This is a genomic window from Aquirhabdus sp. (genome assembly GCF_046462495.1).
Classification (GTDB): Bacteria; Pseudomonadota; Gammaproteobacteria; order Pseudomonadales; family Moraxellaceae; genus Aquirhabdus.
This window is the reverse complement of the sequence record NZ_JBKGVE010000002.1, coordinates 246,022-272,806: the sequence shown is the minus strand read 5'-3', so window position 1 is coordinate 272,806 and position 26,785 is coordinate 246,022. Positions and strand designations below refer to the sequence as shown.

26 protein-coding genes and 1 pseudogene are annotated in these 26,785 nt (G+C 44.5%); 16 read left to right on the top strand and 11 right to left on the bottom strand.

Annotated features, from left to right (window positions below):
• Nucleotides 1-148: 148 nt before the first annotated feature.
• Nucleotides 149-1,006 (bottom strand): 23S rRNA (adenine(2030)-N(6))-methyltransferase RlmJ, encoded by an 858-nt coding sequence (locus tag ACLHG7_RS01415; RefSeq protein ID WP_410209295.1) that lies wholly within the window; start codon nucleotides 1,004-1,006, stop codon nucleotides 149-151.
• 146 nt (nucleotides 1,007-1,152) lie between these two features.
• On the opposite strand from ACLHG7_RS01415, the gene ACLHG7_RS01410 reads away from it, so the two are divergent.
• A complete protein-coding gene (locus ACLHG7_RS01410; RefSeq protein WP_410209294.1) occupies nucleotides 1,153-1,791 on the top strand; it encodes a 2OG-Fe(II) oxygenase in 639 nt (212 codons plus the stop codon).
• A gap of 20 nt (nucleotides 1,792-1,811) precedes the next feature.
• Nucleotides 1,812-2,402, top strand: a complete 591-nt coding sequence (locus ACLHG7_RS01405) for a hypothetical protein (RefSeq protein WP_410209293.1) — start codon at nucleotides 1,812-1,814, stop codon at nucleotides 2,400-2,402.
• Here the strand turns inward: ACLHG7_RS01405 and ACLHG7_RS01400 are convergent.
• Complete coding sequence (locus tag ACLHG7_RS01400; RefSeq protein WP_410209292.1) at nucleotides 2,335-3,279, bottom strand: pseudouridine synthase; 945 nt, start codon at nucleotides 3,277-3,279, stop codon at nucleotides 2,335-2,337. The genes ACLHG7_RS01405 and ACLHG7_RS01400 overlap by 68 nt on opposite strands.
• 212 nt (nucleotides 3,280-3,491) lie before the next feature.
• On the opposite strand from ACLHG7_RS01400, the gene ACLHG7_RS01395 reads away from it, so the two are divergent.
• Complete coding sequence (locus ACLHG7_RS01395; RefSeq protein WP_410209291.1) at nucleotides 3,492-4,544, top strand: alpha/beta hydrolase; 1,053 nt, start codon at nucleotides 3,492-3,494, stop codon at nucleotides 4,542-4,544.
• Nucleotides 4,545-4,655: 111 nt separating this feature from the next.
• On the opposite strand, the gene ACLHG7_RS01390 is transcribed toward ACLHG7_RS01395, so the two are convergent.
• The 8 genes from ACLHG7_RS01390 to ACLHG7_RS01355 form a co-directional block, all read right to left on the bottom strand.
• Complete coding sequence (locus ACLHG7_RS01390; protein WP_410209290.1) at nucleotides 4,656-5,033, bottom strand: hypothetical protein; 378 nt, start codon at nucleotides 5,031-5,033, stop codon at nucleotides 4,656-4,658.
• Nucleotides 5,034-5,185: 152 nt separating this feature from the next.
• Entirely contained in the window at nucleotides 5,186-5,752 is a 567-nt protein-coding gene (locus tag ACLHG7_RS01385; RefSeq protein WP_410209289.1) for a DUF4112 domain-containing protein, read from the bottom strand.
• A gap of 16 nt (nucleotides 5,753-5,768) precedes the next feature.
• On the bottom strand, nucleotides 5,769-6,020 hold the full coding sequence (locus tag ACLHG7_RS01380) for a hypothetical protein (protein WP_410209288.1): 252 nt from the start codon (nucleotides 6,018-6,020) through the stop codon (nucleotides 5,769-5,771).
• Nucleotides 6,021-6,224: 204 nt separating this feature from the next.
• Nucleotides 6,225-6,722, bottom strand: a complete 498-nt coding sequence (gene tpx / locus ACLHG7_RS01375; protein WP_410209287.1) for a thiol peroxidase — start codon at nucleotides 6,720-6,722, stop codon at nucleotides 6,225-6,227.
• Between the two features lie 195 nt (nucleotides 6,723-6,917).
• Entirely contained in the window at nucleotides 6,918-8,555 is a 1,638-nt protein-coding gene (gene groL / locus ACLHG7_RS01370) for a chaperonin GroEL (protein ID WP_410209286.1), read from the bottom strand.
• A gap of 119 nt (nucleotides 8,556-8,674) precedes the next feature.
• Nucleotides 8,675-8,962: a co-chaperone GroES gene (locus ACLHG7_RS01365; RefSeq protein WP_114899154.1), complete on the bottom strand. Its 288-nt coding sequence runs from the start codon at nucleotides 8,960-8,962 to the stop codon at nucleotides 8,675-8,677.
• Nucleotides 8,963-9,221: 259 nt separating this feature from the next.
• Nucleotides 9,222-10,013, bottom strand: a complete 792-nt coding sequence (locus ACLHG7_RS01360; RefSeq protein ID WP_410209285.1) for a metallophosphoesterase family protein — start codon at nucleotides 10,011-10,013, stop codon at nucleotides 9,222-9,224.
• A gap of 13 nt (nucleotides 10,014-10,026) precedes the next feature.
• A complete protein-coding gene (locus tag ACLHG7_RS01355) occupies nucleotides 10,027-10,995 on the bottom strand; it encodes a diacylglycerol/lipid kinase family protein (RefSeq protein WP_410209284.1) in 969 nt (322 codons plus the stop codon).
• Nucleotides 10,996-11,599: 604 nt separating this feature from the next.
• Here ACLHG7_RS01355 and ACLHG7_RS01350 point away from each other — a divergent pair.
• The 9 genes and pseudogenes from ACLHG7_RS01350 (at nucleotide 11,600) to ACLHG7_RS01310 (ending at nucleotide 21,407) form a co-directional block, all read left to right on the top strand.
• On the top strand, nucleotides 11,600-12,460 hold the full coding sequence (locus ACLHG7_RS01350; RefSeq protein WP_410209283.1) for a metal-dependent hydrolase: 861 nt from the start codon (nucleotides 11,600-11,602) through the stop codon (nucleotides 12,458-12,460).
• A 310-nt stretch (nucleotides 12,461-12,770) separates the two neighbouring features.
• Nucleotides 12,771-14,633 carry a phosphoenolpyruvate carboxykinase (GTP) gene (locus tag ACLHG7_RS01345; protein WP_410209282.1) on the top strand — a complete coding sequence of 621 codons (1,863 nt, stop codon included), beginning with the start codon at nucleotides 12,771-12,773 and terminating at the stop codon, nucleotides 14,631-14,633.
• Nucleotides 14,634-14,789: 156 nt separating this feature from the next.
• Nucleotides 14,790-15,035: an LPS translocon maturation chaperone LptM gene (gene lptM, locus ACLHG7_RS01340; RefSeq protein WP_410209281.1), complete on the top strand. Its 246-nt coding sequence runs from the start codon at nucleotides 14,790-14,792 to the stop codon at nucleotides 15,033-15,035.
• Nucleotides 15,032-16,276 carry a diaminopimelate decarboxylase gene (lysA, locus tag ACLHG7_RS01335; RefSeq protein ID WP_410209280.1) on the top strand — a complete coding sequence of 415 codons (1,245 nt, stop codon included), beginning with the start codon at nucleotides 15,032-15,034 and terminating at the stop codon, nucleotides 16,274-16,276. Before lptM ends, lysA begins: the two co-directional genes overlap by 4 nt.
• 59 nt (nucleotides 16,277-16,335) lie before the next feature.
• Complete coding sequence (dapF, locus tag ACLHG7_RS01330) at nucleotides 16,336-17,169, top strand: diaminopimelate epimerase (RefSeq protein WP_410209279.1); 834 nt, start codon at nucleotides 16,336-16,338, stop codon at nucleotides 17,167-17,169.
• Nucleotides 17,170-17,603: 434 nt separating this feature from the next.
• Nucleotides 17,604-19,100, top strand: a pseudogene (locus ACLHG7_RS01325) (circularly permuted type 2 ATP-grasp protein); the annotation flags it as partial.
• Between the two features lie 68 nt (nucleotides 19,101-19,168).
• On the top strand, nucleotides 19,169-19,768 hold the full coding sequence (locus ACLHG7_RS01320) for an alpha-E domain-containing protein (RefSeq protein WP_410209278.1): 600 nt from the start codon (nucleotides 19,169-19,171) through the stop codon (nucleotides 19,766-19,768).
• Complete coding sequence (locus ACLHG7_RS01315) at nucleotides 19,765-20,544, top strand: transglutaminase N-terminal domain-containing protein (RefSeq protein ID WP_410209277.1); 780 nt, start codon at nucleotides 19,765-19,767, stop codon at nucleotides 20,542-20,544. The genes ACLHG7_RS01320 and ACLHG7_RS01315 overlap by 4 nt, the downstream gene beginning before the upstream one ends.
• 122 nt (nucleotides 20,545-20,666) lie before the next feature.
• Nucleotides 20,667-21,407, top strand: a complete 741-nt coding sequence (locus ACLHG7_RS01310; RefSeq protein WP_114899144.1) for a proteasome-type protease — start codon at nucleotides 20,667-20,669, stop codon at nucleotides 21,405-21,407.
• A gap of 29 nt (nucleotides 21,408-21,436) precedes the next feature.
• Here ACLHG7_RS01310 and ACLHG7_RS01305 read toward each other — a convergent pair whose 3' ends face one another.
• Entirely contained in the window at nucleotides 21,437-21,892 is a 456-nt protein-coding gene (locus ACLHG7_RS01305) for a YgjP-like metallopeptidase domain-containing protein (RefSeq protein ID WP_410209276.1), read from the bottom strand.
• 460 nt (nucleotides 21,893-22,352) lie between these two features.
• Between ACLHG7_RS01305 and ACLHG7_RS01300 the strand changes: the two genes are divergently transcribed.
• The 4 genes from ACLHG7_RS01300 to ACLHG7_RS01285 all read left to right on the top strand — a co-directional run bounded on the left by ACLHG7_RS01300 (nucleotide 22,353) and on the right by ACLHG7_RS01285 (nucleotide 26,681).
• The gene (locus tag ACLHG7_RS01300) at nucleotides 22,353-22,991 is read left to right on the top strand and encodes a hydrolase (protein ID WP_410209275.1); all 639 of its coding nucleotides are present in this window, start codon (nucleotides 22,353-22,355) and stop codon (nucleotides 22,989-22,991) included.
• Between the two features lie 252 nt (nucleotides 22,992-23,243).
• Entirely contained in the window at nucleotides 23,244-24,329 is a 1,086-nt protein-coding gene (locus tag ACLHG7_RS01295; RefSeq protein WP_410209274.1) for an NAD(P)H-dependent flavin oxidoreductase, read from the top strand.
• A 70-nt stretch (nucleotides 24,330-24,399) separates the two neighbouring features.
• Nucleotides 24,400-25,134, top strand: a complete 735-nt coding sequence (locus tag ACLHG7_RS01290; RefSeq protein ID WP_410209273.1) for a histidine phosphatase family protein — start codon at nucleotides 24,400-24,402, stop codon at nucleotides 25,132-25,134.
• A 173-nt stretch (nucleotides 25,135-25,307) separates the two neighbouring features.
• Nucleotides 25,308-26,681 carry an amino acid permease gene (locus tag ACLHG7_RS01285; protein WP_410209272.1) on the top strand — a complete coding sequence of 458 codons (1,374 nt, stop codon included), beginning with the start codon at nucleotides 25,308-25,310 and terminating at the stop codon, nucleotides 26,679-26,681.
• Nucleotides 26,682-26,785 lie beyond the last annotated feature (104 nt).

The following is a 26,785-nucleotide window of genomic DNA, read 5'->3' as shown; positions in this document are numbered from 1 at the left end:
CACGGCAGACTCCATGAAAGGCGGATGAAGAGATAGTTGGATGATACGAATAAATGAGCCGTTATGAACAGCTCATTTCTCAAGATATTAATATATTTAATTCATTTTGGTTATGTGGGGAGAGATTCACCCATGAAACCTAAAAAACTTATTCTCCGACGAGCCATCTTACGGCAGCATGTCCGCCATTCTCACTCATTTTGAGTTGGGGGAATAGCCACTGCAATAGTACGTCAGCACGGTCGGCAAACTGATAGGGTGGGTTGATGACCAATAAACCGCAGCCGTTTAGACCTACGGGAGTATCATCAGGCCATACACATAATTCGCAAATCAATTGACGGCGAATGCCCGTTTTTATCATTTTCTTTTCAAAACGTTCAATCATCGGACGGTCTTTGATGGGATACCAGACGGCAAAGACGCCTGTTGGCCATTTTTGATGTGCAGCGGCTAATAACTCAACCAATTGAGGGAAGTCTTTGCGCTCCACCTCATAAGGCGGATCGATCATAACTAAGCCGCGTTTTTCCTTCGGTGGAATGACTGCAAGTAACCCTTCGTAAGCATCGCGTTCATGCATACCCAAACGGCGATCATAAATATAATGACGGAGCTGGTCGTAAACATCCGGATGCATTTCAAATGCAGTGCCTGTGTCGATTTCGCGCATTTGTTGGAGCGCTAGCCATGGAGAACCTGGATACCAGCCACGGCTCTTTTCACTACGCAATTTTTCAACGAGTTCTAGATAGCGCTGGATCATCGGAGGGGCTAAGCGAGTGACACTGGCTTCAAGCTGACTTAAGCGATGAATTCCGTCTAGATATTCTCCCGATTTCTGAGCGGGCGCTAACGCTAAGTCGTATATCCCTGCACCTGCATGCGTATCAATATAGCGATAAGGTTTATCCTTTTGCCCCAATAGTTCGAGCAGTTCGAGGAGAAGTACATGTTTCATCACATCGGCAAAGTTGCCAGCGTGGAAATGATGACGATAATTCATACAGTAAATTCAAAACCCACAGTCAATACAGCAGAAAGTTATAAAACTTCGCTCTAAAACAAAATAAAAAGTGCGGAATGCAAAAAAAGGCAAATTCCTGCCAACATGTTAGCATGAACCTTGATGTTTTACGGAATTCAAATTGAATGAATTGGATGATGCATTGGCAACAATACTTTGAGGATTCTCAATATGTAGAAGCTTTGGTCGAGCAAGGTTTTGTCGTGCTTGATCATGCTTTGCCAGAGTCCCTTTACAGGGCTTTGGTTTTAGAAAGTCGCGAAGATGAGCACTATCAAGCGGCAAAGATTAGTGCTGGCGGACGTTTAGAGTCGATACGCAGTGATTCAACACGTTGGATTGAATCTGATACGGCTGTAGATCGACAGGCCGGTACCGAGTATTTAGAAGCATTAGACGCTTTAGGCTTGGTGCTTAATCGCACGTTATATCTGGGGATCCGTTCGGTCGAAGCGCACTATGCCTGTTATCAAGTCGGGCAATTTTATGCGCAGCATCGTGACAATCCATCCGGTTCTGATGTGCGTGCTATTTCGACGGTTTTGTATTTAAATCATGGCGTAGATCAAGGTGATTCAATGACTTGGTGCTCAGAGTGGGGCGGTGCTTTACGCTTGGTCGATGCAAGTGATGCTGTGCAGGATATTCTACCAATCGGTAATCGTTTAGTTGTATTTCAGAGCGATCTCCCCCATGAAGTATTGCCTGCGACGGTGGTACGTCGATCTATAGCAGGATGGTTGCGAAGAGATACAGCTGTTTAAATGAATGTGAAGAGGGTTAGATGATGAGTGATCGTATGAATGTAAGCCAATTGATTGCCCGTGTCGGTGAAACGGATCAATTATTTTTGACGCAGCCAACGCCAACGCTTGCCATTGAACGTGCTTATCTTCGTCTTGAGCTTGTGAAGCTGAGTAATAGCAAAAATGAGCAGTTGCATTTTTTAAGTGAGGCCGCTGTGATTTTAGAACTGGCCGGTGCCGAGATCGAAGACCAAGAGACCAATGTTTTGCTATCAGCACAACTGGCTGCGGTTTATTTACAATTCCATATCGTGACGCATGAAACACGTTATTTGGTGGTGGCTGGGCAGATATTAAGACCGCACTCGAATGCCGAATATCCTCCGATTTTCATGCAACTGGCGCGTTTGGATGCGGCACTCAATAAGCCTGCGCTGACCAAGCATTGGCTGACCCGTTGGCTACAAGTTTTAAAGCGTGTGAATTCGAAATCTGCATTTGAAGGTCTAGAGCAATATCCTGAGTTTGCAGAAATTCGCCATGAGCTTTGGTTTGAGCAAATCAGTCGTGATGCGGATGCGTCAATTGCTCAATCGATTCCCAATCCAATAACTGCTGTTCACTCGTAAAATAATGAGATCGCTGGCTGACTGGATCAACGAAGGCAATATCTTTTGCAAGTAACTGTAAGGGTTTGCTGTAATCCGTTTTCCAGTCAGCCAGAACGGGATAAAAAGCATCAAAGAGAATGGGGATGCCAAGTGCAGCAAGGTGCACGCGCAGTTGGTGTTGTTTGCCTGTAATGGGCGATAAGCGATACTTGGCAAAATCCCCGTTAACTTCTAGACGTTCAATATTCGTTTTTGCATTGTATTCTCCCTCAATTTCTTTCATTCGAAAGAATGGCTCACCTTTGACCATGCGACTTTGATAAGTCATAGGAAGCGTTAAGTCTTCACGATTCGATGCAATTGCTTCGTAGGTTTTATGAATGCTATGACTGCGGAATAAAGCTTGGTAGGCATCACGCGTTTCTGGATTGATTGAGAATAAAACAATTCCTGCTGTCTCACGATCGATACGATGAATCGGTGCAAGATGATCTAAAGCCAGCTTATTTTTAAGACGCGTAAGCAGTGTTTCTTGTACATACTTGCCAGACGGAATGACGGGTAGAAAGTGAGGTTTATCTGCTACCAATAAATGTTCATCTTGGTAGAGTACTTGTTCAATGAACGGGATCTGAGGCTCGTTTTCGATATGGCGATAATAATAAATATGCTGGTTAGCGATATACGGGCTGTCTAACTCAAAAGGCATACCTTGCTGATTTAAGACCAGACCTTCTACTAAGCGCTGCTGCCAGATTGAGCGCGGAATTTCGTTGAAACGTATCGTGAGAAAATCGAGTAAAAGGGTATGAGGGGCTTCGGGTAGCCAGACACAGCTTGGACTTAGACCCGCGCGGAGTGGTAGAGGGCTGGAAACGGATGGCTCACGCTGCATGATGACACTGTATTGAATGTAGGAAAGGCATTATAACGAAGTCTCTAGTGGAGAATGTTATCGTGATTTCATGTCACGATAGTCAACGTTATAAATCTAATAATCATGTATTGTGTGATGTGTTTAACGTTTTATTGGTGTTAATGACGATGATTAGTTATTTTCATCTTAATCAATAAGAATTTAACCATTGCATATGGGTCAGAATGGATATGGCAATCTTAAAAAAAAGTGCAATTAAAACCGCAGCCGCAATTTCAGTTTCTACGTTGTTACAGACTGGGCACGCCTCAGAAAGCCCAATTCCACAGGATTCTGCGCAAAGTTACCATCAGCAAGCGGCGTGGCAAGAAATACAACAATTTTTGCCGGAGCGACTACAACTGGATTTGGGCAATCTTCCTTTAGAACGTATCTGGGAGTGGCAAGGACACCAAGTCCATTTAGATCGCTACTTAAATCCAAGTTCTAAAGTCAGAGTAATTTTATTGCACGGTGTTGGGACCAATGGTCGTCAGATGTCTTTGATCGTAGGGGCACCTCTGGCGCGTCATGGCTACGAGACCGTTGCGATTGATCTACCCAACTACGGATTAACACAAGTCGATTCAAACCATCCAGTGCGCTATGACGATTGGGTGCAATTGGTCAGTGACTTTATTGATGCGGAGCTACAGCGTGATCCGCGTCCTATCGTTCTGTATGGACTATCTGCTGGCGGGATGCTGGCTTATCATGCCGCTGCCAAGAACCGAAAGGTCGCAGGCATCATCGGCATGACTTTTCTGGATCAACGATTTCAGCGTGTTCGCGATGAGACCGCTAGGAATCTGTTGATGAGCCGAGTCGGTATTCCTTTTGCGGAAGTGGCTGCCCATACACCTCTTGCTGGTATAAAGCTGCCGATGACGTTGGTATCAAAGATGAGTGCATTAGTCAACGATCCGAATGCACTAAAAGCATTCTTGGCTGATAAAACGTCAGCAGGCAATTGGGCCAGTTTAAGGTTTCTTGCCAGCTATGAAAATTATGTGCCCTTGCTTGAGCCATCGGAGTTCGATGTCTGTCCGATCTTATTGACACAGCCTGCGGAGGATCATTGGACACCATTGCCATTAAGTAAGCTGGTACTCGATCAAGTTCACAAGGTTCCTGTGACCATTGTTGAATTAGAAGGGGCGGGGCATTACCCCGTAGAGGACCGAGGGTTACAGCAGTTAGAGACTGCTATTGTGGTTTTTTTAGAAGGTATTCAACCTGAATAAGATAAGCCGATTGTAGAAGATTAAGTAAATTTTAATCCAAAAATTATAAAGCCCTAGAGTACTTAGTCTCTAGGGCTTTGCTTATAACGATCATCTTTTCAATTCAAGCAATTAGAACTGAATAATTCTTCCCAATTCAGCACTTTGCATTGATCTAATCACGGTACGAATCACATGGTCAATGATGGTTGAATCAAGATCCAGGGCGATCTGAACGATGTGTTTCGATTTAATAGGCGTAATTCGCAGATCTTTCAAAAACGTACCCGCAGCATTAACCAATACCCGTCGCATGACTAAAGCTTGATCCTCAGAAACTGTGAAATGCATTCGTGCATTGAGTTTCGTGAATGTTCCAATCTGATGTTCAGCGGTGTTGCGCATGAACGCTGTTGGATGTGAGGTATTTAAGCTTAAGGAATTGTTTAATGCAGTTTCAACCAGTTCTTGCTGATCATGACGATCAGAGAGCTGCGGGTGGACGTTCATTTTAAACCTTCATGTTAAAAATCGAATTTCGATCATAATAATAAGTATATAAAAAACGTATCAAAGCAGTGAATTGGATTGTTTCTTTTTGTAACTTTGTACCACTTGGAATGCTTTGAGCAGACTACACACAGTTTACAAAGTTAGTGCTTCTAGTGTGGAAAAAGTCCCCATATGAATCGTGCACTGAAGTACATGACAACACACAGCCAAAATAAAACAAAAACACCAAGTAAGTCAGGGATTCTCAGCCACAACCAACTGATGACCGGATTTCGCCAAAAGGCTGAATGTTGTTGCCGTTTTTCAAGCATGCGGTGCAGTATGGGGTGGTCGATATGATCGGTAGTTTGGATACCATGGACTTCGCGGAGATGAACGTGGACGATGTCCAGTGCTTTGCGACTCGGACGGATAAAGATGTCGGAGATGTCCCCAATCACTGGAATCCAGCCCACACCTAAATCGATTAACGCTAATTTAAGTGCAGGAAGGAGCTTACTGATGGGCACGCCGATTTGCCATGCTCTAAAGATCGCAACCAAGGTCAGTCCTAAACCCGCGATATCCCCCACGACTGGAATAGTCCCAATGGCACCATCCAGACCGACACCCTGGCGGGTGAAGGGGATGCGTACCAGACTATCCATCATGTTAGCGTAAGTCGCGAGTTGACGTTCTAAGGCGAGCGCTTCTGTTTTGGTTACGGTTTTAGGCATAGATTAGGCGCACTGATTAAGTGTGGCTAGGGGCATGTTGTGCATTGGCTTCTGCAGCAGCGGCAGCTTTCTTTTCAGCTTTTTGTTTCTTTGCGTAGTGATGCCCAACAACGCAGCCACCTACAGCGCCGAGTACCGCATGATGCCCAGCGTAATGTCCAGCGACTGCGCCTGCTGCACCGCCGCTGAGACAGCCAATAGCATTCGCGCTTTGTGCAGCGAAGATCATCGAACCCGCAATAATGAGACCTTTAAGTGGTGCTTTCATGTTGACTTCCTCGGAACGAAATAAGAGATGAGGATTATGGAAGGGGTTAACAGCAATAATATATAGTGGTTTAGTCTATTACGTTGAAGTTTATAGATACTCTTGATTTTGTATTGGGATACAAAGATATAGTTAATGTAAAGCTGTGTCTTTTAAAAGCTTATCGCGGCAGTATTAGCCGCGATAGAGCAGAGTAAATCAAAATTATAGTACGGCTAATGCGGTAGCGTAGTTTGGTTCATCACTGACATTGTGAACCAGTTCAGAATGCAGCACATTGTTATTTGCATCTAAGACGACCACTGCACGTGCGGTTAAGCCCACAAGCGGTCCTGCAGAGAACGTCAGACCATAGTTGCCAATGAATTCAGGATGGCGAAACGTGGAGAGGGTAACGACACTGTTTAAACCTTCCGCACCGCAAAAGCGTGCTTGTGCAAAAGGTAAATCCGCAGAAATGCACAACACCACTGTGTTTTCAACCTTGCCAGCTTGCTCATTAAATTTACGCACTGAAGTTGCACAGGTCGGTGTATCTACACTCGGGAAAATATTCAGAACTTTACGCTTACCTGCATAGTCTGCCAGCGTCACGTCTTTAAGATCTTTGGTGGTTAATGTGAATTCTGGCGCTGCTGATCCTTGGGCTGGCAGATTGCCGATCAAGGGGATTTCATTACCGCCTAATAGAACTGATGCCATTGCTGATGTCCTTAGCTGAATAAGTTTTTGGGCATTTGATTATAGAAGATTCGATAACTTCATGGATGTATCAGCTGTGAATAGTGGGTGAGTGGTGACATAAAAACAACGTAATTCAGAAGCTATAATAAGTTTCACTGCAAAAAAAGGCCCTCATAAAATGAGGGCCTTTTTACAACGATTTAAAGCAACAAATTACATCATGCCGCCCATACCGCCGCCCATGCCACCCATATCAGGGGCTGAAGATTTCTCTTCTGGGAAGTCAGTGATCATGGCTTCAGTGGTCAGCATTAAGCCAGCAACCGATGCTGCATTTTCAAGTGCAGAACGTGTTACTTTAGCTGGATCCAAGATACCCATTTCGATCATGTCGCCGTATTCGCCAGTCGCAGCGTTATAGCCGAAGTTGCCTTTGCCATTTTTAACTGCATTAACAACGACTGATGCTTCTTCACCAGCGTTGGTGACGATTTGACGCAGTGGTGATTCCATTGCACGGCGCAGGATGTTGATACCTGCAGTTTGGTCATCGTTGATGCCTTTTAAGCCTTCAAGTGCAGCAACCGCACGAACCAGTGCAACACCGCCACCAGCAACAACACCTTCTTCAACCGCAGCACGTGTTGCATGTAACGCATCATCAACACGGTCTTTCTTCTCTTTCATTTCAACTTCAGTCGCCGCACCAATTTTGATCACGGCAACACCACCAGCGAGTTTTGCAACGCGCTCTTGGAGTTTTTCGCGGTCGTAATCAGAAGTTGCTTCTTCGATTTGATGACGGATGGTCTGTACACGGGCTTCGATTTCAGCAGATTGACCTGCACCATCAACAATCACCGTGTTTTCTTTGCCAACAGTGATTTTGCGTGCTGAACCGAGGTCGGTCAGTTGTGCAGTTTCAAGGCTCATGCCGATTTCTTCGCTGATGACGGTTGCACCAGTCAAGATTGCGATGTCTTGCAGCATTGCTTTACGACGGTCACCAAAGCCTGGTGCTTTAACCGCACATACTTTGATGATGCCACGCATGTTGTTTACAACTAGCGTAGCCAGTGCTTCGCCTTCGATGTCTTCAGCGATGAGCAGGAGTGGTTTACCTGATTTTGCAACGGCTTCAAGAGTAGGGATCAGTTCACGGATGTTGCTGATTTTTTTATCAACAAGCAGGATCAGTGGATTGTCCAGTTCAGCAGTCAGGGTGTCTGGTTTGTTTGCAAAGTATGGGCTGATGTAGCCACGGTCAAATTGCATCCCTTCAACCACATCTAATGTATCTTCAAAGCCTGAGCCTTCTTCTACAGTGATCACGCCTTCTTTACCTACACGTTCCATTGCTTCTGCAATCAAATCGCCGATGGTGGTATCGCTGTTTGCAGAGATTGAACCCACTTGAGCAATCGCTTTTTTATCGCTTGCAGCAGTAGAGATGTTTTTGATTTCAGCGACAGCAACGCGAACAGCTTTGTCGATACCGCGTTTAAGATCCATTGGGTTCATGCCAGCTGCAACAGCCTTCATGCCTTCGTTCAAAATGGATTGTGCAAGTACGGTTGCGGTGGTTGTACCATCACCAGCGATGTCAGCAGTTTTGCTGGCAACTTCGCGAACGAGCTGTGCGCCCATGTTTTCGAATTTGTCTTTCAGAGAAATTTCTTTCGCTACGGTCACGCCGTCTTTAGTGATATGCGGTGAACCGTATGATTTGTCGATAACGACATTGCGACCTTTAGGGCCGAGGGTGACTTTAACTGCGTCTGCAAGGATGTTTACACCAACAATCATTTTTGCGCGGGCTGAGTCGCCGAATTTTACGTCTTTAGCAGACATGGAATCGCTCCTTTCAAATTGAATATACGTTTAATGCCTAGAGATCATTCCATTTAAATGGGCATGAAGTAGACATTTAATTTTTAAACAGTGAGTCTTTTGGACTTATGCTTCGAGACTTATGCCTCAAGAACACCAAAAATGTCTGATTCTTTCATGATCAGCAATTCTTCGCCGTCAACTTTAACGGTTGAGCCTGCATATTGACCAAACAGCACTTTGTCACCTACTTTGACATCCAGAGCGCGTACGCCGTTGTCAGTGATTTGACCTTTACCAACGGCAAGGACTTCACCTTGTGATGGTTTTTCTGCTGCTGAGCCTGGGAGCAAGATACCGCCAGCGGTTTTGGTTTCTTCTTCAACGCGACGGACAACAACACGGTCATGCAATGGACGGATGTTCATGCAGTTTTCTCCTTGATTAATGGTTTAGTTGAGTGAAAGTGTGCAGCAGGCGTGCGAAATGGCACTGCTTATGCCGCACAGTAAAATGCTTACTCAAAAGAGTGGGGGTGGAATGACTTGCTTCAAGGGCTTTTTTTGACAAAATAAATCTTATTTGGCGTTTTTTTGCCCGCATAGCAACGTTTAATAATTTGAAGCGCTGATTTGATGGGTTTTGAGCTCAAAAAGCAGACCCTTATTGTCCAGTAAATTTCTGACATTACGCGGATTCTTGGTGCGCGTCATGTTGCAGAGGCCAAAGCTGTCCTGATCGTTCAAATTGCTTCGTATGCAGATTATAGTCGTAGCGATCTACTGTTAAATCGGGATGAATAATATTGACCGAGTTCGGGACATCATAGCGCAGACGATGCGATACAGCGGTGCCTGCTTGGATATCGAGGACTTCTTTGGATAATCCAAAATGCGTTTGCAGTGGTAACACAACAGGGACATGAAAATGTCCGTGAAGGAGCGCATCCAGCCCACAATCTGCCCAATGCTGTGCTGCATGAACGACTAGGGTGGGTATATCTCGCTCTTGATAGGGTCTTAAGACGCGGAATGGCTGATGAGATAAGATCACACGATGCTTGCCTATTGCACCGAGTTTTAAACGTTCACCAATACGCTCAATCTGGTGGGGAGTGAGGCGTCCACGGGTATGGTGCTTAGGGCTAATGCTATTGACCCCAACCAGATGAAAGTGCTTTGTCTCCAGCATTTTCTCAGTATCGCCAAAGACACTTTCATAATGTCCAAATGGTGAGAAAACACGTTTGGGCAAATGATATAGCGGAATGTCATGGTTACCGGGAACGACCAGCCAAGGAACACCGAGGGTATTAAAGAAATTAAAAAAAGCTTGGAACTGCGAACGTCTTGCACGCTGAGTTAAATCACCGCTAATGGCAATGGCTTCAAGCGGCAATGAGTCACACAGTTTACGTAATGCATCCGTGACGGTGTCTTGTTCCGCGCCGAAGTGCACGTCAGAGAGATGAAGGAGCATAGGATTCGGCCATTTATTTTTTTAATTGAGCTTTATGCTCAGGAACAATCATCAGTAAAGCGTCTTGCGCGACTGAAAAATGTAAGGGTGTCTTAACATGAACGATTTCCCCATCGATTGCCACTTTCATTTGTCTAGCTTTTGAATCAATACGTATCTGTTCCGCGCAAAAAGCGGTGACTTCTGGAGCCTGCTCAAATGTTCCGAGTTGTAAGCGTGCAATCAGTGTAAGCATTTGAAAGCGTGTGACTTCCGTGATTGCTACAGCAGCGAGTTTACCTTGGGCAGCACATTCTGCCAGTTCTAATTTAAAGTCTTGAAGCTGCAATTGATTGTTTCCGAAGAAAACGAGTGGCGATTCAATGGGCTCAATTTGTCCGTCTACAGAGAGCTTGAGTTTTAGTTTTTGATGTTCTCTCATCAGGACGGCAAAGCCTGAAAGCATGGCGACAGCGCGAAAGCGTCCGAAGCGACTATTATCTTGTTCACGCTGTTCAATCATACGCGGGTAGAGGCCAATAGAAGCATTGTTTAGGTAGATGTATTGATTGACGCAACCAACATGAATGGCACTTTGTATCCCTTGTACGATGACATGCGCTGCATCAAGAGGCGCTAAAGGGATGTCTAATGCCCTTGCAACATAGTTGAATGTACCCAATGGAATAATGCCCATGGGAATCGAGCCATGGAGCAGAATCTGTGCCACTGTATTGAGCGTTCCATCTCCACCAGCAGCAACAATTACACCGGGACGTTGCTGATGTTGTGCAACTGCTTTTTGGGTCATCCGTGTCAGGTCGTGAGGCTGTTCTGCAAGATGAAGTTGAACATCAAAGCCATGTTTGGTGAAGTAATTAACCAATAATTCATGGATCGGTTCCGATTCAGGAGCACGATGCCCTGCGCCTTTGTTCATTACGATTGAAATTAGTTTTTTGCGATGATCATTTTTTTCTTGTTGGGTTGATGCTTGCGACATAATTAACCTTAAAAAGGGGATGAGTTATAAATGTAGTCAACTTTATCATTTAGCATCTTATTGTTATGAATTTTTTTGAGTTGAAATTTGTTGTGGTCAGCTTCATTTGTGAGTGGGTGTAGTGACTTGAGTATTCCTGTGTGGTGAATCTTTGGAGTGAGCACATTCTGATGTGCAGTTATCTTATTGTTTTATTAAAGCTTTATTTGGATCGTGTCAAATATTACATTCTTCTACATAAAATAATCATGTAGGACAATTTTAAGCGGGTGTAATTTTAATTTTTTACTAACTAAGTTTTTGATATTTATATTAATAATGATATTTTTGAGTGTTATTTTTGGTTGAAATTAGATGCTAAAAACCATCATTTCGCTAAAAAAATATGAGTCTGTTTTTTAGAGTCGTCGTTCTTATAACTATTTGAATAATATTAATATAAAAAACAATGATGTGCCTAAAGTATCGTGAGGTGGCATTTTATGACAGTGGTGAACTTCCATTCGATAAATCAGGCTACTACTATTATTGGATACGGTATCTACTGCCCCCATACATCAATCAGCGGTAGGTATCACTGTCTACCTTAACGGGAGTTTACTCCATGAATGCAAAAGTTGATCTCTTAACTACGTTGAAATCGTCGTTCCCAGTCCGTCGCATGGATTTTGAGTTCAAAAATGTTCTCAAATATTGGGTCAATGCTGATCCCTGCTCAACGCATATGTTCAGTGCGATGTCGGTCATGTTCCCTGATGGCGAGCGTTACTTTGTCGATAGCGTTCGTGCAGTCCGCGATCTGATCACCGATGATCCTCAACTTCAAAAAGATATCAGCGCATTCATTGGGCAAGAGGCGATGCATGCCAAAGAGCATCATTCTTTTCATTTGAATGCTGAAGTGCATGGCTTAGATCCTGAGTCACTGGAACGTTTTACCTTTAATTTATTAGATAAAGCAACTAAGCTGATTATTAGAAATGGTAAGCAACAACGTCTTGCGGTGACGTGTGCACTAGAGCACTTCACAGGAACGATCGCTGCGCAATTGATGCGCCGTGAAGATATTCAAGACCTGATGCAAGATGAAACCATGAAGCATTTATGGCTATGGCACTCGGTTGAAGAGAATGAGCACAAAGCCGTTGCATATGATGTCTATGAGAAAATTTATGGGACGGGTCCTGCAGCATACTTAAATCGTGTGGTGATTATGGCGATTGCAATCACGCTGATTATTGCCGTGAAGTTTGGTTTCCTGACCACATTGATGTATCGTGATGGTCAATTAACCAATTTCAGCTCATGGAAAAAAGGCCTTTCATTGTTCTGGGGCCGCGAGGGCTTTTTTACGCAGATTATTCCAGAAACTTGGGATTATTTCCGTCCAAATTTCCACCCCTGGCAGCATAATACCCATGATTTGCTTAATAAATATCGCGCCAAACTGGGGATGAGTAGTTAAGTGCCGTTGTCAGCTTAAGCCTATCCTTACGTCAGTCAATTAAGTTGTCGTACTCATTGCAGTACGACTTTTTGTTTGATGGGCTGTGTTGTCAAATTGTGAATGGTTTTGAAAATAAAACATATTTTAATAAATAATCCTTGTTGTGAAACAAAATAATTTTATGAAGAGACTACTATCACGAAAATTTATGCCTGTTATACAGACTTCTAAATGCAACGCAATTATGCTTTAATACAGCCTCATTTTTTTACGGCAGTGCCCGTGATCCGGGACTGTCTTTGCTCGTATTTTTACGAAAGGCCTCACCATGACCCAAGTGATAGCTTCTAATATTCCAACATTTGTCCGCCACCCAAAGCTGATTGCTTGGGTTGAGCAAATTGCCGCATTGACCCAACCTGATCGCATCGAATGGGTTGACGGTAGCGAAGAAGAAAATCAACGTCTTCTCGATTTAATGGTCAGCACCGGGATGATGACCAAACTCAATGAAGAAAAACGCCCTGGCTCATATTTGGCTTTATCAAGCCCTTCAGATGTTGCGCGTGTTGAAGAGCGCACTTATATTTGTTCTGAAACAAAAGAAGATGCTGGTTCAACCAATAACTGGGCTGCACCTGCAGAAATGCGTGAAACCTTAAAGGGTTTATTTGCAGGCTCTATGCGTGGTCGCACTATGTATGTGGTGCCATTCTCAATGGGTCCATTGGGTAGCCATATTGCACACATCGGTATCGAACTGACCGATTCTCCTTATGTTGTCGTCAATATGCGTATCATGGCGCGTATGGGCAAAGAGGTGTACGACGTATTAGGTACTGATGGCGAATACGTTCCATGTGTGCATTCAGTTGGCGCACCACTCGTCGATGGTCAAGAAGATGTAAAATGGCCATGTAACGACACTAAATATATCGTTCATTATCCTGAAACACGTGAAATCTGGTCTTTCGGTTCAGGTTACGGTGGTAATGCCTTACTCGGTAAGAAATGCTTAGCACTACGTATTGCTTCTGCAATGGGCCGTGATCAAGGCTGGCTTGCTGAACATATGCTGATTCTGGGCTTAACCAGTCCACGTGGTGATAAGCACTACGTTGCAGCGGCATTCCCATCTGCATGTGGTAAAACCAACTTTGCAATGCTGATTCCACCTGCTGGTTTTGAAGGCTGGAAGATCGAAACTGTCGGTGATGACATTGCATGGCTGAAACCAGGTACTGATGGTCGTTTGTATGCGATCAACCCTGAAGCCGGTTTCTTTGGTGTTGCGCCAGGAACCAGTGAAAAAACCAATCCAAACTGCCTGGCAACCCTCTACAAAAACGTGATTTACACCAACGTTGCTCAAACGGCGGATGGTGATGTCTGGTGGGAAGGTTTAAGTAAAGAAGCACCAGCGAATTTGACAGATTGGAAAGGTGAGGCATGGACTCCTGAAAAAGGTACACCAGCTGCTCATCCAAACTCACGTTTTACCGTTGCTGCTAGCCAATGTCCATCTATCGATGCTGATTGGGAAAATCCAGTAGGCGTGCCAATCTCTGCATTCATTTTCGGTGGTCGCCGTGCTGATACCGTGCCACTAGTGACTGAAGCTTTTGACTGGGTTGATGGTGTGTATAAAGCTGCGACTATGGGTTCAGAAACCACTGCAGCAGCAGTAGGTCAGCAAGGTGTTGTTCGTCGTGATCCATTTGCGATGTTGCCATTCTGTGGTTACAACATGGGTGATTACTTCCAGCATTGGTTGAATATCGGTGAGAAACTGCAAGCTGCAACTGCAGCAAGCGGTGAAAAAATGCCTAAGATTTTCAACGTCAACTGGTTCCGTCGTGATGCGAATGGTGACTTTGTATGGCCTGGCTTTGGTCAAAACACTCGTGTACTCGAGTGGATCATTGATCGTTGTGAAGGTCGTATCCATGCTGAAGAAACCCCAATGGGCTTTGTACCTGCGTACGAAGATCTGAACTGGACTGGCACGAACTTCTCTCGCGAAGAGTTTGATCTTGTTGCTGCTCAAGACCATGATCAATGGGTCACTGAGTTAGAAAGCCACGAAGAACTGTTTGCCAAAATCGGTACTCACTTACCTCAAGTATTGCGCGATCGTAAAGCGCAACTGGTTGCTGCGCTGCACAAAGCAAAGCAAGAAGCGAGTGCTTAAGTTGATTCGGTAGCTGATTAAGTTAATCAGATTATAAAAACCGTCTCACTAGAGGCGGTTTTTTTTGCATGAATTATTCCCGTGAACTGGTCAGCGATCATCGATTGACTCGGCTATACTGTCTTTTATATATGAACGTGTTTTAGGATGTCTTTTATGTCTCATGGTAACGTTGTCGTCATTACGACTGCTCTAGCTGCTTGTCTCGTTTTGGCGGGTTGTGGTCAAAAAGGGGCACTGTATCTGCCCAATACCAATACTACTCAAAACGCCAAGAAAACTCATTTTATTTTGGGTTCTGATGCGGCGTCTGAAGAGAATAAAAAAACTGAGGCTGCGCCTGTTCCAGCCCTGCCGGTAAAAGATATTCCTGCAAGTTCAGTTGTAGGAAGTGCGTCATGAGTTTTAGCCGTATCGATGGTGTGTTATGTGTTGAAAAGTTATCACTGGGGTCTTTAGCTGCTCAATATGCGACTCCGCTTTATGTCTATTCTCGTGCAGCTTTAACCGAGAATTATTTGGCTTTTGATCAGGCATTTAGTTTTATCGATCACCAAGTTTGCTTTGCAGTAAAGTCTAACTCAAACATCGGTGTACTCAGTGTTTTGGCTAAATTAGGTGCAGGTTTTGATATCGTCAGCGGTGGTGAGCTTGAGCGTGTGTTTGCGGCAGGTGGTGAGCCTGCAAAGATTGTGTTTTCCGGTCTAGGTAAAACCGAGCAAGAAATTGAACGTGCATTGAAACTGGGTATTGCCTGCTTTAATGTTGAATCAGCAGCAGAGCTTGCGCGTATTGATCAAGTTGCACAGCGTGTAGGTTTGCGTGCTCCGGTTTCATTGCGTGTGAATCCTGATGTCGATGCACAAACACATCCTTATATTTCTACCGGTTTAAAAGAGAATAAGTTTGGGATTCCGAATGATACGGTGTATGAGATCTATGCAACTGCGGCCAGCCTTAAAGGGATTGAAGTCGTCGGGATTGATTGTCATATTGGTTCACAGCTAACGACAACAACGCCGTTTCATGATGCTCTTGATAAACTTATTGAGATGATTAATACCTTGAAGACACAAGGTATTACCCTCAAACATATTGATATCGGTGGTGGTTTAGGGGTGACCTATCGTGATGAAACGCCACCAACACCGACAGAATATGCGGCTGCGCTGCGTCCTGCGCTACAAGCACTGGGACTGAAGGTCTACATGGAGCCGGGTCGTGCGATTAGTGCAAATGCGGGTGTGTTGTTAACCACGGTTGATATGCTTAAGCCTACGACTTATCGCAACTTTGCACTTGTGGATGCGGCAATGAATGATTTGATTCGCCCATCACTTTACAGTGCGTGGATGGACATTCAGCCTGTAGCAAAGCCTAGACATGATGACGTCAAAGTGTGGGATTTGGTGGGTCCAGTATGTGAATCGACCGATTTCATTGGTAAAGAGCGAGAGCTTGCACTTAAAGCGGGTGATGTTTTAGCGGTCATGGGTGCGGGAGCGTACGGTTTTGTCATGGCAAGTAATTACAATACACGTGCACGTGCAGCAGAAGTAATGGTCGATGGTGATCAAGCCTATGTGGTGCGTCAACGTGAGACTGTGAATGAGCTATGGGCATTAGAGTCTCTCGTTCCCTGATTGTCGAATAAAGTTATCGAAACAATTATCGCAAACATCAATTGAAAGAGGAGTCCAATATGCGTGTTGAATTTAGCAAAATGCACGGATTGGGTAATGATTTTATGGTCATTGATTTAGTCAGCCAACAGGTCAATCTAGATCCTGCGCTGATTCGTGGCCTTGCCAATCGTAATTTTGGGATTGGCTTTGATCAATTGTTGTTGGTTGAACCCCCTGAGCAACCGGATGTTGATTTTAAATATCGCATTTTCAATGCTGATGGTTCCGAAGTTGAGCAGTGTGGTAATGGTGTGCGTTGTTTTGCGCGTTTTGTCCACGAACGTGGCTTAACCCGTAAAAAATTGATTCGTGTATCGACTAAAAGCGGCATTGTTGAGCCAGAGATTAATGAACAGGGCTGGGTGCGCGTTAACATGGGTGCGCCTAAGTTTCATCCCACAGAGATTCCGTTTATTGCACCAGCTGACGCAGCTGTGTATCAAGTGGAAGTAGGTACGGGTGAGGTGCAGCTTGATGTGGTGAATATGGGTAATCCCCATGCCGTGATTGTTGTGGATGATATCTTGAAGGCGCCTGTTGAGACTCTGGGACCACTGCTTGAAAAGCACGCACGCTTTCCTGAGCGCGTGAATGTGGGTTTCATGCAAGTACTCAGTCGTCGTGAAGTGTGCTTACGGGTATTTGAGCGCGGAACGGGTGAGACATTGGCTTGTGGGACAGGCGCTTGTGCGGCAGTTGTCAGCGGTATTCGTCAGGGTCTGCTTGATCCTGAGGTTGTGGTTCATTTGCAGGGTGGGGACTTAACGATTGCTTGGCGTCCGAATGATGTCGTATGGATGACCGGTCCAACAGCAACAGTTTTTGAAGGTGTTATTCAATTACATGATTAATTGAGCATTCAATTGATCATTGTTTAATAAGAGTTTACTCCCGTGATATCCTAAATTGTACTTTAACAGTGCGGTTTAGGTGGTGCACCACAGGGTCTGGTGCGTCGCTATTATTTTTATTGCGCCGTTTTGGTGCAAATTGATTTTTTAATCAATTTTTCTTTTCTAAACAAGTCTATTGTTCATTTTCTTCATGATATCTTTATCGGGTATTTAATTGACCTGATGGTGATGTCATCCCGTCTCTCATCTACATCTTTGCGTGATTTGGCGTCCTTGAAACGTCGATGCTTTGTAAAATTTGGTGTTTCATCGCGGTCTTTGCTCAAGAATGGGGTATAACAGGTCAAGACTGGTACTGACTTTGCATAGTGTTAACAGTACATCATTCTGATAATGATTTAAGTTGTATGTTCTAAAGAGGCGTAATCATTATGGGAAATTCTCCGTTTTTAAGTGTGGAAGACACACTAGAGGTGCAAGCCTCGAATGAGTCAGGAAATGATCTCATCGGTGAAGTCAATAAAGCCCCTGAGTTCTTTAATGAAATGCGCTATACCGACGGATCGATTCGACCGACATATAAAGAGGTCGTTGAGTGGATTGAGTCGCAGAGTGCAGATAAAGTCGTTGCGCTAAATCATGAAGCAACGGAAAATTTTTATAAAAAAGGGATTACTTTTACTGTCTATACCGACGCGAGTAATACTGAGCGTGTTATCCCTTTTGATATTATTCCCCGCATTATTGAGTTAAAAGAATGGCGTGTCATGGAGGCGGGATGTGCACAGCGTATCCGTGCACTCAATGCATTCTTGCATGATATTTACCATAAGCAGGATATTATTCGTGCTGGTATTATTCCCGCTGCCCAGATTTTAGCGAATGATTGTTTCCAGCCGTGGATGCTCAACGTCGATTTACCAGGTCAGATTTACGCCCATATCAGTGGCATTGATTTGGTGCGTCATGGCGATGGTATGTACTACGTTCTTGAGGACAACTTGCGTACCCCATCAGGGGTGTCTTACATGCTTGAAGGGCGCTCTATCAGTCAACAGCTGATGCCCGGTTTATTTGCCAAGAATAATATTCTGGGCGTAGAACAATATCCTGCATTACTTAAGCAAACTTTAATTGAATCAACACATGTTGAAGACCCAATGATTGTGGTGCTGACACCTGGTCGTTTCAACAGTGCTTACTATGAGCATGCCTTTCTTGCTCGAGAAATGGGTGTGCCATTGGTCAGTGGTCAAGACTTGTTTGTAGATGGAGCGGAGGTTTTCTTAAACAGCGTCGCAGGCAAACAAAAAGTGGATGTCATCTATCGTCGACTTGATGATCCGTTCCTTGATTCATTAGCTTTTAGACCCGATAGCATGCTTGGCGTTTCAGGTCTGATGTCTGCTTACCGTGCGGGCAATGTGACGCTGGCTAATGCGCCAGGTACTGGTGTTGCTGATGACAAATCAGTTTATCCTTTTGTGACGGATATGATTGATTTTTACTTAGGTGAAAAGCCGATTTTGCACAATGTGCCGACATGGCAATGCCGTAAACCTGATGATCTCAAATATGTGCTGTCTCACTTGCCTGAGCTGGTCGTGAAAGAGGCGCAAGGTTCAGGAGGCTATGGCATGCTCATCGGTCCTAAAGCGAGCAAAGCTCAGCTTGAGGAGTTCCGTCGTAAGCTCATTGCTGAGCCCGATGCCTATATTGCACAACCAACACTGGCGTTATCGGTATGTCCAACACTGGTGGAGGAGGGTGTTGCACCGCGCCATATTGATTTGCGTCCATTCGTACTCAGTAGTCCAACACAAGTCAGGACGACGCCCGGTGGTTTAACGCGTGTTGCGCTCACAGCGGGTTCATTGGTTGTGAATTCATCTCAAGGAGGTGGTATTAAAGATACTTGGGTTATTGATCTTGATTCCGATACTCATACTGGTGCTGATTTAGGGAAAGAAACGGCCACTCTAACAGGAGCAGACGTATGATTTTACCTCTATCAACCGCATCCAATCTTTATTGGTTGGGCCGCTATTTGGTCCGTGTCGATGGTTTGTTCCATTTGTTACCTTTTACGGATGATGGTGAGGCTCAGGCCTTTGCACATGCCTTCAGTTTGCCTGCATGGAATGCAGAAACGCTTAATGCCTTGATTCACGATCCCAATCAATCGGGTTCTCTGCCTTCAAATCTAGATGCCGTTAAACAAAATATTCAAGCGGCGCGTGGCGTACTCACGGCACCGACCTTTGAGGCGTTTAATGCGTTAGGCCGATTTAATCGTTTGTCTGTTGAAGACATGCATATCATGCTACAGAACTGTCAGTCAGCATTTAAGTATGAAAGTGATATGGTGCAGTTGTTCTGTCGAATGGGCGAGGCTGTGGAGCGTATCGATATCGCGCTAAGACTGATTAAAAGTCCAGCGGTAGATATTAAGGCGCTGAGTGATATTTTGGATGCACTCCCCATCGGTTGGCAGCGTTTGAAAGAGCCGATCATGCTGTTGAACAAGCGCTATGATCGAGTTGCGTTTTATGATTTGAGTGATCGTGTGCAAGAGCTTTTTAGGAATGGCGTATGAAGTTAATCGTTAATCACCAAACCATTTATCGCTATGACCAAATGGTGCGCCGTAGTGTGCAGTACCTTCGCATGAGCCCACAAACCATTGCCCACCAGAAGGTATTGAGCTGGCAGTTATCTTTGCCGGGCAAGACACTGGAGCAAGCCGATGGCTTTGGCAATGTATGGACCACCCTGTATCTTGATCAACCGCATCGTGATTTATTTTTATTGGCGCAGGGCGAGATCGAGATTGATGACAGCGCTGATTATATTGTCGATGAACGTATTGCCCCTGAGATTTTTTTACACCCAACGGACATGACTCTGATTGATGAGCCGATGCGTGAATTTACGGCGAAGCATCTGAAGTCGTTAGATCGTAGCGGTTTAATTGCTTTTGCTGAAGCGGTTGTCGCCAAGATGCCTTATACCCCTGGTGCAACAGGGGTACGAACAACTGCCAGCGAAGCATTTATGCTGGGGCACGGGGTGTGTCAGGATCATACCCATGTATTCTTAGCGTGTGTGCGTGATCGTGGTTTGATTGCGCGTTATGTCTCAGGGTATTTATATACGCCGATCTCAAGTCATATGGCGAGCCATGCTTGGGCGGAGGTGTTATTGGATGGGCGTTGGTATCTATTTGACATCAGTAATCAGATCTTTACACCAAGGCAGCATATTCAGACAGCAGTTGGTCGTGATTATTTGGATGCTGCACCTGTACGCGGTATCCGCCAGGGCGGGGGCAATGAAAGTCTGAGTGCGATGGTGCAAGTCTTGGCAAGTTAATGCCCTAAAGACCCCCATAATGTATTAAAATGACCATATCTGGAAAGATGCATGATCTGGTCTTTTTGTCTTTATGAGTGATGTTGTAGCTGTATTGCTTGAGCGATTTGGTGGGGTATGAAATGACGTATTGCGTTGCTATGCGACTGAAAGAAGGTTTAATTTTTGTCAGTGATTCAAGAACTAATGCAGGGATGGATCATATTGCAACGTTCCGTAAGTTGCATCGCTTTGGCGTGCCTGGCGAACGGATGATTGTGATCCAGAGTTCTGGAAATCTGGCGACATCGCAAGCAGTGGTGACCAAGTTATTTCATAGTATCCAAGCGGATATTGGCACGCACTTAAATAACGTTTCAACTATTTTTGATGCAGCAGGCTTGGTTGGGCAGTATTTGACCAGTATTATGAAAAGTTCGGCTTCTGTCCTAGCGGGTACTGATGAACTCGAGTTTTCAAGCTCCATCCTACTCGGTGGTCAGATCAAAGGGCAACCGACAGAGTTATATAGCATTTATCCGCAAGGTAACTTTATCGCTGCGACATCAGATACTCCCTATTTCCAGATCGGTGAGAGCAAATACGGTAAGCCAATTCTAGATCGTGCTCTAAGTTATGATTCTCCGCTGGATAAAGCGTTGCGCTGTGCTTTAATTTCTTTTGATTCGACCATTCGTTCGAATCTTTCTGTGGGCACGCCGCTGGATTTAGTGGTTTACAAAAACGACAGTTTTGATTTCCCTGAAGGTCGTCGTTTGACTGAAAACGATCCTTATTTCTCTATGATTAGACAGCAGTGGTCAGACAGCATGCGCTCTGCATTGGCGGCTTTACCACCGCCACCGGATGATTACTGGCGCTAACATTTCATACCAGCATGCAACCCTCAATATTATGAAGATATTGAGGGTTTATTTTTTGTGGCATCGCGGTAGGTGAGGTAGACCCTGAGATCAAATTCCAATTGATGATAGTCGGGTAGCATGTGCTCACACAATTGATAGAAGGCTTTGTTGTGGTCGCGTTCTTTGAGATGAGCCAGTTCGTGAACCACGATCATGCGAAGAAATGCGGCAGGTGTATTTTTGAATAACGCTGCAATGCGTATTTCTTTTTTTGCTTTCAGCTTGCCACCCTGTACACGACTAATCGCAGTATTCAAACCCAATGCATGATGATCGACGGTCAGATGATTGTCGAAGATCACTTTATCGATCGCCGCAGCATTCTTCAGAAAGGTTTGTTTGAGCTCTAAGGCGTAACCATAAAGTGCCTTATCAGTTTGAATCTGATGCGATTCTGCATATTTTTTTTGCAAGTAATGCCCTAGCTTATCCTCATTCAGCATTAGTCTGATTTGATCCTGAAGATGAGCCGGGTAGTGATTGAGGTATTTAAGTTGTTGGGTCAATGGAATACTTTTGGATGAGTAAGGTGAAGTGAGTGAACGATATTATACCCAAAAAATCTCAACATATGGATTGATTGATTTTAAGTCATTTCAACGATTTTATTGCTTCTAAGTATGGGTTAGTTATAAAAATGACAACGGATCGTAAAGCATGTTCTATGCCGCATTTACGTTCTATAAGTAGGACACTTAAGGTCATAAGTGGTTACTACTCAAGTTATTGTTCTGAAAAGTATGCTCATTGTGTTGAGATTAGGCGTATAACCCTACTCAATATTGTTTTCATTTAAACTTTTTAAGTCGTTATTCACAGTTGATATGCATGGTTTGTAAGCGTTAATTTTAATGATAGGTGCATGCTGTGAATTTAAACGATATTTAAGCATAGGAAATTGACATGACCAGCGAAACCATTCGTGATCCATTGAAAGATCATTTACTCACGCCTGAAAATTCAGCATTCATCATTATTGATTATCAACCTGTACAAGTGAATTCTATTGCTTCAATGGATCGCCAGTTATTGATTAATAATATTGTTGGCACCGCGAAAGCAGCAATTGCATATGGCCTTCCGATTGTTCATTCGACCGTCAATGTTAAAACCGGCTTAAATAAGCCACCTATCCCACAATTGCGTAAAGTGCTGGGAGATTATCCAACCTATGATCGAACCACCATCAACTCATGGGAGGATGTGGAGTTTCGTCAAGCGGTTGAGGCAACAGGTCGTAAAAAATTGATTATGACCGCTTTATGGACCGAAGCGTGTTTAACGTTTCCTGCATTAGACGCCTTAAGCGAAGGCTATGAAGTTTATGTAGTGGTAGATGCTGTAGGCGGGACTTCTTCTGCCGCGCATGAGGCGGCGTTGCGCCGTATCGAGCAGGCAGGTGGCAGAATGATCAGTGTGGCGCAGTTGTTTTGTGAGTTGCAGCGCGATTGGGCGCGTTCAAAAACTGTTCCAGACTTTATCAAACTTTTTATTGAAACGGGGGGAACAGCAGGCATTCAGTTTTCCTATGATAAAGAGTAAATCTCCTCTGTATTTATGAGCGCCTTAATATCTACAGCTGATTTGTCTTAACCACATTAAAACAGCAATCTTTCTATCCGGAAGTTTTGCTGTTTTTCTATGGTTACGATCCATATTCATTATTTATTTTTGGAATGAGGTTTGGGGATAGGAATCGATTATTATTTTTTAGGTCGATAATTATTGGATGATCTAAACACTAAAGTTAAAGACCTGTGATAAATCGAATACGTCTGAGGCATGGAGTGGATTATGAATTGGCAAAATGGGTTAACACAATTATTAGGCATTACTTATCCGATCATTCAAGCCCCCATGCTGGGTGTCACTACGCCTGAAATGGTCGCTGCCATTTCAAATCTTGGAGGTTTAGGCTCATTACCTGTTGGTGGCTTGTCCCCCGAGAAAACATTAGCCCTCATTCAAAAAACCAAGTCCCTGACCCAACGACCTTTTGCGGTTAATCTTTTTGCCCATGATATACCAACAGACGCCTCAGCATTTTGTCATGCACAAAGCATCGCGGACTATTTAGACGAGTTGGCTGAGAAACACAGTATTGCATTCCAAAGTCAGCCCATTGGGGATTTTAAATTTTATTCATACCGCGATCAGGTACAAGTGTTATTGGATGAACAGATTCCAATCGTGAGTTTTACGTTTGGTATTTTGGCAGATGAAGTTATTGCATCGTTTAAAGAAAAAGGCGTGGTTCTAATCGGTACGGCAACGTGTGTTAAAGAAGCGCAAATTTTAGAACAAAAAGGTGTCGATGCAATTACTGCACAAGGTATTGAGGCGGGCGGACATCGGGGAAGTTTTTTGGCAGACGGGGAGCTACCGCAGATTGGCTCTATAGCGCTCATTCCGCAAATGGTTGATCAAGTCTCCATCCCGGTTCTGGCTTCTGGGGGAATTAATGATGGCCGAACCATACAAGCGGCATTTATTTTAGGGGCTTCTGCGGTACAGATCGGTACGGCTTTTATTGCAAGTAGCGAGAGCTGTGCAATACCTGACTATAAAGCCGCATTGAAGGTTGCAAAAGACACCGATACTGTGCTGACGCGGACTTTTTCAGGGCGTTTTGCGCGAGGAATTCAAAATGAATTTATGCGTGAAGTAGATGCTGAGGTTCAGCAATCGGGTCGTATTATTCCTCAGTATCCCATCCAGAATAGTTTGACAACGGCACTTCGAGCTGAGTCACAAAAGCAAAATAATGCTCAGTTCACTAACCTTTGGTCGGGACAGTCTGTTTATAAGGGTACTGCGACATCTTCGGCAGATATTTTTAATGATCTGGTTAAGCAGACTGAGCAGTTAGAATTTTTTTAGCAAGCGACGATCAGATAAAGATAGGCGATCAAGTGATCTACGAACGAGTTGTGGCGTGTTAGAATATCGTATGTCTGATGAACTCACCCAAACACTGACGCATCTCCCTGTATCCATGCATGCGAGTCTTGCGCAACTCCCTGCCGCGCAGCCGATTGTGCTGCTGACCCGCCACTCGCTCCGTGTCGCGGCTGATGGGCAGGGGTTTGCAAGTTATGCCCTCCCTCTGACTGAAGTTGGGCGGGAGCTTGCGTATGCGTGGGGGGAGTATCTGTGTACGTGGACGGGGCGAGAGTTTCGTGCGTGTTTATCCAGTCCTATCGGGCGCTGCGTGGATACTGCGCTGCGCATGCTAGGGGGGAGTCTGGACGAAAATGAACAGAATCGTACTGATATTATTGAAACCACACTCCTTGTTGAGCCTGGAAGTTTTGTCCTTGATGCCGCGCGCTTAAGTGCAGTCTTTCGCCAATACGGTGCTCTTAAGTTTATTAATGCATTTTTATCCAAGCAAGTCGAGGGCATGAAACAACCTGCCCAAGGTGTATTGGATATTTTGAGTCTGCTGTATGACTACTTGCCCAGTGCCGAAAATAGCGTTTTGCTTGCAGTAAGCCATGATACGATTTTGGCGGCATTTTTAGCGGTCATGCAAGACGAGCCTGAGATTACTTCAGAAGATTGGCCGGAAATGATGGAGGGCGTATTTCTGTGGTTTGATGGTGATCGTTTTGAAGACAGTCAGGTTCATTGGGTCTGGCGCGGCATTAAAAAGTCTCGACTGGTAAGCAGCTTTGTTGTTTAATCCAATCGGTCTAATTCTTGCTTAGGTTATCTACCTAAGTGATTTCTGCATGATATTCTCATTCAATGATCCCCATACAAGGGTTTTAGGCATATCTGATTTTTACGCTAACACGCCTTATGATCTCGTTTTCCCTTTATGATACCGTCAAGATTAACTTGTGATTCCACTATATGAATAACCCAACGGAAATGTCCTTAAACCGGGGCTTGAAAAATCGCCATATCCAACTCATTGCGTTGGGTGGTGCCATAGGGACTGGGCTCTTTTTAGGTTCTGCTGGTGTACTTAAAATGGCCGGCCCAGCCATGATTTTGGGCTATGCCATTGGAGGTTTGATCGCCTTCCTGATCATGCGCCAGCTTGGTGAAATGATTGTTGAAGAGCCTGTAGCGGGTTCATTTAGCCATTTTGCACATAAGTATTGGGGCGGTTTTGCCGGATTTCTTTCGGGCTGGAATTATTGGGTATTGTATGTGTTAGTGGGGATGTCGGAGCTAACCGCGGTGGGTAAGTATATCCATTATTGGTGGCCTGATATTCCGACGTGGGCAACAGCTGCCGTTTTCTTTGTATTGATTAATTTGATTAATTTGACGCGGGTCAGTTGGTTTGGCGAGTCGGAGTTCTGGTTTGCAATTATTAAAGTCGCCGCAATTGTTGGCATGATTATCTTGGGTGGTTATCTGTTGTTGAGTGGAGTCGGTGGGCCTCAGGCTTCTTTTAGTAACTTATGGCAGCACGGCGGTTTCTTACCCAATGGGTGGCATGGTCTTTTGATGGCATTGGCCTTGATCATGTTTTCCTTTGGTGGGTTAGAACTGGTGGGGATTACTGCAGCTGAAGCTTCCGAACCGAGGAAAGTGATTCCCAAAGCGATTAACCAACTCGTTTTACGAATTTTGATTTTTTATATTGGCGCTTTGATTGTATTGTTGTCTTTGCGGCCATGGGATCAATTGTTATTAAGCCTGTCTGCGGGTGGCGATAATTATTTAAGTAGCCCGTTTGTCAGTATCTTTTCAATCATTGGCAGTGATCTGGCGGCTAATATTCTTAATTTTGTGGTGTTAACTGCGGCATTGTCGGTCTATAACAGCTGCGTGTATTGCAATAGCCGGATGCTGTATGGATTGGCAGTACAAGGTGATGCGCCTAAAGCATTTTTGCATGTTAATCGTCGTGGTGTTCCTGCACTGGCCATCGGTGTCTCTGCACTCATGACTTTTGTCTGTGTACTGGTCAATTATACGATTCCAGAGCGAGCACTGGAGCTGTTGATGTCACTGGTTGTGGCGGCATTAGTGATCAATTGGGCGATGATCAGTTTGGCGCATCTAAAATTTCGCGCAGCTAAGAATCGTGAAAACATCACTCCGCACTTCAAGGCATTTTGGTATCCGTGGACAAATTATTTATGTCTGGCATTTGTGGTGCTGATCCTCGGAATCATGACTCAGATTCCCGGTGTGGCGATATCGGTCTATGTCATGCCATTTTGGCTGCTGCTCATGTGGATTTTTTATCGCATTAAAATGGCGAGATAATTAGTTATGATCAAGTCCCAAAATGCTTGTCCGCCTAAAAAGCCGACAGGTATTGGATGCGAACGGGCAGTCTTAATACTTTAAAAAAACAGAAAACCTGCTAA